This is a genomic window from Corynebacterium sp. CCUG 65737 (genome assembly GCF_024454115.1).
Taxonomy (GTDB): Bacteria; Actinomycetota; Actinomycetes; order Mycobacteriales; family Mycobacteriaceae; genus Corynebacterium; species Corynebacterium genitalium.
In genome coordinates, this window is the sequence record NZ_JAGPZB010000002.1 from 232272 (window position 1) to 241114 (window position 8843).

The 8843-nt window shown below is 63.3% G+C and carries 8 protein-coding genes and 4 tRNA genes; 3 read left to right on the forward strand and 9 right to left on the reverse strand.

Annotation, left to right across the window (positions count from 1 at the left end; genetic code table 11):
- Both KBX17_RS03105 and dxs read left to right on the forward strand, forming a co-directional pair.
- Positions 1-1251, forward strand: coding sequence for a class I SAM-dependent RNA methyltransferase (locus tag KBX17_RS03105; protein ID WP_005289876.1), 1251 nt, complete (start codon positions 1-3; stop codon positions 1249-1251).
- Positions 1252-1358: 107 nt separating this feature from the next.
- Entirely contained in the window at positions 1359-3272 is a 1914-nt protein-coding gene (dxs, locus tag KBX17_RS03110; protein ID WP_005289877.1) for a 1-deoxy-D-xylulose-5-phosphate synthase, read from the forward strand.
- On the opposite strand, the gene KBX17_RS03115 is transcribed toward dxs, so the two are convergent.
- Entirely contained in the window at positions 3269-4453 is a 1185-nt protein-coding gene (locus KBX17_RS03115; protein ID WP_256002635.1) for an HRDC domain-containing protein, read from the reverse strand. The genes dxs and KBX17_RS03115 overlap by 4 nt on opposite strands.
- A gap of 18 nt (positions 4454-4471) precedes the next feature.
- Entirely contained in the window at positions 4472-5101 is a 630-nt protein-coding gene (locus KBX17_RS03120; RefSeq protein ID WP_256002636.1) for a DUF3000 domain-containing protein, read from the reverse strand.
- Between the two features lie 107 nt (positions 5102-5208).
- On the opposite strand from KBX17_RS03120, the gene hemQ reads away from it, so the two are divergent.
- On the forward strand, positions 5209-5910 hold the full coding sequence (gene hemQ / locus KBX17_RS03125; RefSeq protein WP_256002638.1) for a hydrogen peroxide-dependent heme synthase: 702 nt from the start codon (positions 5209-5211) through the stop codon (positions 5908-5910).
- Here hemQ and msrB read toward each other — a convergent pair.
- From msrB to KBX17_RS03160, 7 genes are all read right to left on the reverse strand, one after another.
- On the reverse strand, positions 5907-6332 hold the full coding sequence (gene msrB, locus KBX17_RS03130; RefSeq protein WP_005289884.1) for a peptide-methionine (R)-S-oxide reductase MsrB: 426 nt from the start codon (positions 6330-6332) through the stop codon (positions 5907-5909). The two genes, hemQ and msrB, sit on opposite strands and share 4 nt — an antisense overlap.
- Positions 6268-7551: a glycosyltransferase family 87 protein gene (locus KBX17_RS03135; protein ID WP_256002640.1), complete on the reverse strand. Its 1284-nt coding sequence runs from the start codon at positions 7549-7551 to the stop codon at positions 6268-6270. Before KBX17_RS03135 ends, msrB begins: the two co-directional genes overlap by 65 nt.
- Positions 7552-7560: 9 nt before the next feature.
- Positions 7561-8190: a dihydrofolate reductase family protein gene (locus tag KBX17_RS03140; protein ID WP_256002642.1), complete on the reverse strand. Its 630-nt coding sequence runs from the start codon at positions 8188-8190 to the stop codon at positions 7561-7563.
- Positions 8191-8457: 267 nt separating this feature from the next.
- Positions 8458-8533 (reverse strand) — tRNA-Gly (locus tag KBX17_RS03145).
- A gap of 19 nt (positions 8534-8552) precedes the next feature.
- Positions 8553-8624: transfer RNA gene (locus KBX17_RS03150), tRNA-Val, on the reverse strand.
- 18 nt (positions 8625-8642) lie between these two features.
- Positions 8643-8716, reverse strand: a tRNA-Cys gene (locus KBX17_RS03155).
- Between the two features lie 50 nt (positions 8717-8766).
- Positions 8767-8842 (reverse strand) — tRNA-Gly (locus KBX17_RS03160).
- Position 8843 lies beyond the last annotated feature (1 nt).

Below are 8843 nucleotides of genomic sequence, written 5' to 3' on the forward strand. Positions count from 1 at the left end.
ATGGAGCTTACTTCTGGCGATCGCGTCAGGCTTGAACCCACCGCGATGGCGCACGGGGGCGAGGCAATTGCGCACGCCTCGGACGGTCGCGTGGTGTTCGTGGCAGGAGCACTTCCCGGTGATGTGGTGGAAGCCGAGCTGACCACTGTGAAGAAGCGGTGGGCTCGTGCCGCGCTCACCCAGGTAGTGGAACCGTCGCCTGACCGGACTGAGGTCGCCTGCCCAGCAGCGGCAGCTGGCGCAGGGTGCTGCGACTACTCCCACATCGATCCCGCCGCGCAAACGCGGTTCAAGCGCGAGATCTTGGTCGGGCAGTTGGAAAAGCACGCCCGGCCCAGTGGTGTACTCGAGGGCTTTGACGCAGCGATCGACCTCGAAGAAGAATCGCTCGAACCGACCCTTGGGTGGCGCACCCGTGTCCGTCTTGGTGTCGATGAACAGGGGCGTGCTGGAATGCGCCGCGCACGCAGCCGCGAGATCGTTGCGGGGCAGCCGTGCTCCCAGGTGGTCCCGGAGGCCCTCGATGGAATCGTCGGCGGTGATGCCAGATTCACCCCCGGTGCTGAGCTCGTGGTGGTCGTTGACGGGGCAGGGCAGCGTCACGTCGTCGAAACGCGGCGGGCGCAACGCGGTAAACGTGTGGAGCACATTGATACGCGCATCGAGGGTGGCGATGCCGCGACCGAGATCGTTCCGGTCGCCGGGGAGGAATTCCATTTCAGCTTTCCCCCGACAGCGTTTTGGCAGGCACATCTCGCTGCTCCTGCGGCCTATTCGGCCTATATCCTTGATTGGGCTGCGGACGACTACGGTGAGCGCACAGGGTGGGATTTGTATGGCGGGGTGGGGTTGTTTGTGCCGTCGATAAGCGCTGCCATGGAGGGGGACCAGGCACCGCGCATCGTCAGCGTCGACTACTCTCCCGCCGCGACGCGCACGCCGCAGCCCGCACTGAGCGCGTTCAACGTGGACATGCGCAACCAGAAAGTGGAAGCGGCGCTGGATGAGCTGCCGGACCCAGGGCTCGTGGTGCTCGATCCTCCGCGCACAGGGGCCGGGGAAAACGTCGTCGCCGGCATCGCTGCGCGCCGCCCGCAGCGCGTCATCCACGTCGGGTGCGATCCGGCGACATTCACGCGCGATCTGGCCACATGGGGCGCGGCAGGATACGTCGTCGAACGCATGGCGCTTATCGACGCTTTTCCCGCCACCCACCACTTCGAAGTCCTCACCAGCCTCGTTCCGGCCTGAAAAGCCGATGCCGGGTTAGAGCGGGGAAAGTGTAGAATTGTCCTTCAACCATTCGAGACGCTTTCTCCAACCGTCCGACAACCTCGACCAAGGAGCTACGACGAGCAGTGAGCAGGCTTGAGCACCTCACATCCCCGGCCGAACTGAAGGGCATGTCGGCGGACGAGCTCGAACGTCTCGCGCGGGAAATCCGCGAGTTTCTCATCCAGAAGGTCTCCGCCACCGGCGGCCACCTCGGACCGAACTTGGGGGTCGTCGAGCTGACGGTCGCCCTGCACGCCGTCTTTGACTCGCCGAGCGACCCTATCATCTTCGACACGTCCCACCAGTCCTACGTGCACAAGATCCTCACGGGGCGTTCCGGGCAGTTCGACACACTGCGCAAAAAGGATGGATTGTCCGGGTACACCAGTCGCAGCGAGTCCGATCATGACTGGACCGAGTCCTCCCACGCTTCCGCGGCGTTGTCCTACGCGGACGGGTTGTCAAAGGCGAAGGTGCTTCAGGGCCACGCCGACAGCAATGTTGTCGCAGTGGTGGGTGATGGTGCTCTGACCGGCGGAATGTGCTGGGAAGCGCTGAATAACATCGCTGAAGGGGAGCGCAACGTCACCATCGTGGTGAACGACAACGGCCGGTCCTACTCACCGACCATCGGCGGGTTCGCCCGCAACCTGGACAATCTCCGTTCCCAGATCGCCTCCATCCGGATTCAGCCTGGTTACGACGAAGTGATGGAGCAGGGAAAGCGCACCTTGAAGTCCATGGGCTGGGTCGGCGAGCGCGCATTCGGCGCTATGAAGATGGTGAAGGATGGCATCAAGCACCAGGTGGTGCCGACGCAGATGTTCCAAGATTTGGGTCTGAAATACGTCGGCCCGATCGAAGGACACGACATTCCGTCGCTGCTGAGCGCATTTACCTATGCGCACCAGTACGACGGACCGCTGATCATTCACGTTGCAACTGAGAAGGGCCACGGTTTCGCCCCGGCGGTCAACGATATTGCCGACCAGATGCACTCCACCGGTGTCATTGACCCCGTCACTGGCGAGGCGCTGGGGGAAGCGCGTCCGGGGTGGACATCGGTGTTCTCCGAGGAGCTGCTCCGCGCCGGGCACGAGCGCGAAGACATCGTGGCACTCACCGCAGCGATGGCGGGCCCAACGGGGTTGACACCGTTCGCGGAGAAGTTCCCCTCGCGGTTCTTCGATGTGGGCATCGCTGAGCAACACGCTGTGACGTCGGCGGCGGGCATGGCTCTCGGCGGGTTGCACCCGGTGGTGGCGGTCTACTCGACGTTCCTCAACCGCGCTTTTGACCAGTTGCTCATGGACGTAGCCCTGATCAATCAGCCGGTGACGTTCGTGCTCGACCGAGCAGGCGTGACCGGCAGCGACGGCGCGAGCCACAACGGTGTCTGGGACATGGCCTTGACCTCCATTGTTCCGGGTATTCGTGTCGCCGCCCCGCGCGATGCTGACCGTTTGCGCGAAGAGTTCCAAGAAGCCATCGCTGTGGAGACCGGCCCGACCGTCGTCCGCTTCCCGAAGGGCGACGTGGGGGACCCGGTCACGGAACTTCGCCGCACGGACGGTGGGAGCGACATTCTCGTCGAGCCCGCTGGAGACGCCGACGAGGACATCCCCGAGGTGCTTCTCGTCGCAATCGGTGAGTTCAGCAAGAACGCAGTTCAGGTTGCACGCGAGCTGAATGACGACGGTGCCCGCATCACCGTCGTTGACCCCCGGTGGATCATTCCGATCAACCCTGAGCTGATCGACATGGCAGCCGAAGCGGACCTGGTGGTCGTGTACGAAGACGGTGTTGTTCGCGGAGGCATCGGCTCGGCACTGTCTGAGGCGCTGTCCGCTGCCGAAGTGGACACCCCGCTGCGACGCCTGGCCTTCCCGGATATCTTCCCGCCGCACGCGTCGCGCTCCGAGTTGCTTGCCGAGGTTGGACTCGACGCCGATTCCGCCCGCGAATCCATCCGCGAGTGGATTGAAGGGCTGGCCTAAACTTCTTCGCCTGGCCTGTTCGCGGCGAACAGATCCGCTGTGTTTGCGACCTGCCATGGACGTGCCCCCTGCTCGGCCAGAAGGCCGGCGACAGCGTGTGTGTCCCATGAGACCGTGCCCTGGGAAAGTGCCCAGGCGGTTTCCCGGAGAACTGCCGGGGTTAGCAGCACTTCGGCAGGCAGGTCCATGTCATCAGCGGCCTCTGCGATGGCGGAACGCATCGTTTGCAGGTAGTCCCACGACTCCGGGTGGTGGCGCTGCCAGGCAGACTTCCCGGGTGTGCCCTCATTGTTGCGCGGTTTGTCCGGCCACGTGGCGGGATCAGATTGATATACCCCGCGCAGGACCCGGAACCACTTGTGGCTCGCGCCTGTGCGGCGGGCAGGGAAGCCCTTCATGGCCGCGAGATCGGCGGGGGAGCGCGGTTGTTCTTTCGCTATCGCGATGATCAGTTTGGACGGCAGGATGTGGGAGGGGGAGATGTCGCGTCGTAAAGCATCGGCGTTGCGCTGCTCCCACACTGCACGAGCGATGGCACGGGAGAGGGCAGAGGGAAGGTTGTTCACGCCTTTGAGCCCTTCCCATGTCAGCGTGGGGGCAGTCCACTCCGCGAACGTGTCCACGATGTGCGCGAATTCTTGCTCCGCATAGTCCAGCTTGCCCAGCCCACCCAGCAACTCCGCCTGAGCCTCTGCCAGATCGGGCAGGTAAATCACGTCGAGGGCGGCGTAGTCCAGCCACTCCCGCGGAAGGGTTGGAAGCGACCAGTCTTCGCGGCCATGGCCCTTCTCCAGCTCGACTCCGCAGAACTCGGCGACCATGGCGGCGAGGTTCGGTTTCTCGAAGCCGGCAATGCGGCCAGCGAGAGCAGTGTCGAAGAGTGTTCCGGGATGCAGACCGAGCTCAGCGAGACTCGGCAGGTCCTCAGGGGCGGCGTGAATGATCCAGTCTTCGCCGTTCACAGCAGGCGCGAGGGCGGACGTCAGTTCTTCGCGTAGGCCCTCTGGTTGGAAGAGGAACGTTCCTGCGCCGCGGCGGTGAATCTGGATGAGAAAGGCGCGGTCGTCGTAGCGGTACGCAGACGCTCGCTCCGTATCCACGGCGAAAGGTCCGCGCCCTGCGGCGAGCTGTTTCGCAGCGCGCGCGAACCCGTCGGGGGTGTGAACGAGTTCGTAGTGCATCCCCCACAGCTTAGACGGTCACCTTCGGTCGAGCCCCGCCACGCCCTCCGGCGGGAGACCGGCGACATGGGCGAGCACCTTAGAGAAAGCCTCAACATGGTGGGAGAGATCGGTGGTGTCAGCCGTCCACGAGGCGCGCATCTCGATCTGGTAGGCGCGCGGAGGGCCCCCGATGTCGCCGAAGCGCACCGATGACGTGGACGTCACCGTGCCGCCCAGATCCGTATACCCGGCGTGTGTCTCAGCCAGGGATTCACCGAGCCACTGCCATGCGACGTCGGGAAGCAGCGGATCGGACGCAACGGCATCGTCCATATCCGCCTGGATGTAGGCGACAAGACGCATGGAGCCTTCCCATTGCTCCTCCCCGGACGGCGAGTACAGCAGGATGAGACGGCCGAAGGCATCACCTTGGGCGTCGGTCGGGATCGGACCGTCATCGTCGTTGCCCCGAACTTCCAGGCCCACTGCGTGGCTGAACGGGGCCGGGCGCTGCGGGGGACGGATGGTGCCCAGGCTGATCTCGGGGCGCAGCTGGGCGCGGTGCATCGATTCGACAGCTTCCGTGAATTCCGCTGGGATCTGGGTGGTTTCGGCGCTCTCGGATGATGTTGCGGCGGAGAGCTTAGGGTGGTCCGAATGTGTCACGGGTTCCAAGCTATCCAGCCTGTCGCTGATTACGTGGAGGCGCGCCGCTGCGAGGGGGTAGGGTGAAAGATAATACTTTGGTTTGATTGTTTCAGGAGGTCTTCGCTATGGCGGAACTAGATATTGAAAAGCTCAACAACACCCAGCGATACGCTCAGTGGGCGACCTTCCGGGTGATTCCGGGCGCACTCGGTGCCGACCGCAGCGAGATCAGCGCAGAAGCGCAGCGTTTCTTCTCTGGCCTTGAGGACGAAGGCAAAGTTGTCGTCCGCGGGATCTACGACATTTCCGGCATCCGGGCTGAGGCTGATGTGATGATCTGGTGGCACGCCGAGAACTTCGATGAGATCCAGGAGGCCTACAACGCGTTCCGCCGCACCACGGTGCTGGGCCAGGCGCTCGAGGTGTTCTGGATCGGTGTCGGTCTGCACCGCCCGGCGGAGTTCAACCGCGGCCACCTGCCGGCATTTATCATGGGCGAGGAGCCGCAGGACTGGATCACTGTTTACCCGTTCACCCGCTCCTACGACTGGTACATCATGGATCCGGCTAAACGCCGCGATCTGCTCATCGAGCACGGCCAGGCCGCCGCGGACTACAAAGATGTGCGCGCCAACACGATGTCGGCGTTCTCACTCGGCGACTATGAGTGGATGCTGGCGTTTGAGGCGCCCTCGCTGGAACGCATCTCCGACTTGATGCACAAGATGCGCTACACCGAAGCGCGCCTGCACGTGCGTGAAGAGCTGCCGTTCTTCTCCGGCCGCCGCGTCAACGACGTCGCGGAGATCATTGAAGCGCTGCCTTAACGCTTGTCCGCGGCGCCTTCCTCCAGCGTCAGCGAAATCGAGTTGATGCAGTACCGCAGATCGGTGGGGGTGGGGTAGCCCTCACCGGCGAAGACATGGCCCAGGTGCGAGTTGCAGGTGGCGCAGAGCACCTCTGTGCGCACCATGCCATGCGAGCGGTCTTCGCGCTCAATCACTGCGTCGCCGGCCAGTGGGGTGAAGAAGGACGGCCAGCCGCAGTGGGAGGAGAACTTCTCGGTGGAGCGGAACAGCTCCGCTCCACAGGCGCGGCAACGGTACACACCCTCAGTGGTGGTGTCGGTGTACTCACCGACCCCGGGAGGTTCAGTTCCGGCCTCGCGCAGAACGTAGTACTCCTCAGGGCTGAGCTTCTCGCGCCACTGCTCCTCGGTCCAGTCGCGGTAGTTCGTCGGCTTGTCCATGGTCATGTTTCGGCTCCCTCCGAATCAGTGCTTCTGACACTACCCAGGCCGCGACGGCGACGATGAAGATCATCCATCCTGCGGTGGGCAAGAACGTGTTCGCCCAACGGCCTGCCAAGTAGGTGCCATCGGTCACCCACGTCAGCGGTGAGAGGCACAGGAATATTCCCACCCATGCCGCGGGAGTGTGGAAGACGCTGTGGCGGCCCAGAACAGTGAATACAGCGGGGAAGACCATCATGGAGTAGTACGCCTGGCCCAGCGATGACAGCAGGCACACCCCCGTAATCAGTACGGCGGCGGAAGTGGCCGCCCACATGAACTCGTCGGAGTAGCGGTAGCGGGCAACTCCCAGCACGGCCACAGCGACGGCGGCGGCGATGAGCACGAACAGCAGCCCGTGCAGCCACCCCGGCATATCGAAGTACACGGCGGCACCGGCCAGCGAAGAGTTCGCGTAATCGCGCGTGATGCCCAGGTAGGGAACGACGATGTCGACGTAATCGCGTGCTCCTGGCGTCAGCGGCCACGCCACAAGGTTGAACAGCACCGGCATTGCCACGGCGGACACGACCGCACGCCATTCCAGCCGCATCAACGGCAACACAATCAAGGGGGCGAACATCGGCTTGACCAGGATGCACAGGCCTAGGACGATGCCGGCTGCCCACGAGCTTCCCCTGCTCCCGTGCAGTAGTAGCGCCAGGAAGGCAGACAAACCGAGCAAGAGAACGCCGTTGATGTTGGTGAACATCAGGGTGTTGGTGACGGCTTCCGTCGCAAAGCATGCGGCAATGGCGCCAGGGAACACAGGGTGGGCCAGACCGCGGCCAACTAGACGGGTCAACCATGCCAGTGCGCCAATGATGCACGCGGCGTTGAACAGGATGAACAGTGGCCGCACAACAGACATGTCCGGGAACACACCCAGCGGCGACAACAGCAACGTTGCGCCAGGGTTGTACAGATAGTGCGGGTCCACATGGTGGTAGGTCTCGCTGTAGACCGGCACGCGCTCAACGAAGCGGCGTGCAGCGGACCAGACCGTGGTGAAATCATCCGTCGCGGTGCCCGGCAGCGCCAGCACGACAATGCGATGAATGACCAGAAGGATTGCCAGCGGCCACAGTGCCCCGTTTGCCACCTGTTGCCAGCGCAGCGCACGCTCAGGGGACTGGGCGGTCCACAGCTGGGTCAACTGGCTCAGGCGGGTAGTCACCCCCTCAACCTACACGCGGCGATAGCGCGCGAAGAGGAACGACCCGTCCGTTTGCACCTGCTCCAACTCGAGATTCACGGTGAAATCGCCCTGCAAACCGGCGGGTTCGCCGTTGGTGCGGGGGTCGATGGTGAGATGGAGGACGTCGATAAGCGAATGCGCGAACATGTCCGCATACAGCGAGGGGCCGCCTTCACAAATGATTCGCCCGTACCCCAGCTCCCGCAGCTTATCGACGATCTCACCCGCACCCCCTTCCCCGGTGGACACCAAAGAGCAACCCGCGTTTGTAAGCGCCTGGCGGCGGTCGGCGAGCGCGGCGTCTGTCAGCGACGCCTCTGGCGTGAGAATGAGCGGGGGAGCCCCGCCGAACAGTTTCGCGGAGGTGTCGAAGTCGAGTGAGCGCGACACCACCGCCATCGGAGTGTCCGATGGGCCGTAACCCTCCGCTTTGACCGTGCCGGAGCCGACCAGGATGACATCCGCCCACTCACGTAGGGCGGCCAGGACCTGTGAGTCCGTGTCGTTGCCCAGCTCCCCGGAGTTGCCACCAGCCGTGAACGAGCCGAAAACCGTGGTGACCGCGACAGCGCGGATTTCTTCGCGGGCGCTTGTCGGGCCGATGATCGTGTCGAGCATGAGGCCGATCGTAGTGGGGTGGGCGCTGGGGGCAGCTGATCGTCTATGCCGATGTCTTGGCGCGCTTTTGTTGTTACATCCATAAATAATGGCTTATTTTCGTGCCGTTTGAAACCGGTCCGTGAACGCCCAGGTCAGATGTTTCGAAAGTGACTCCAGTTAGTTGACGTGTGGACGGCACGAAAACGCGCCCGTTTTCGCGCGCAAGCCCTTCCCGCGGTGCCTCCAGACGCGACGAAACCCCGGCGACTATTGCCGCCGGGGTAGTGGAGCGGATGACGAGACTCGAACTCGCGACCCTCACCTTGGCAAGGTGATGCGCTACCAACTGCGCTACATCCGCAAAGGGGTCAGACCCTTCGTGCGCGATACTGGGATTGAACCAGTGACCTCTTCCGTGTCAGGGAAGCGCTCTCCCGCTGAGCTAAACGCGCGCAATATTCACATGAATATGGAGGTGGAAACGGGAATCGAACCCGTGTACAAGGTTTTGCAGACCTTTGCCTCACCACTCGGCCATTCCACCGTGGGCGATTTCCGCCTCTTTCACAGTACCAATTGCTGCCAACTGGGACTTGGAGCGGATGACGAGACTCGAACTCGCGACCCTCACCTTGGCAAGGTGATGCGCTACCAACTGCGCTACATCCGCA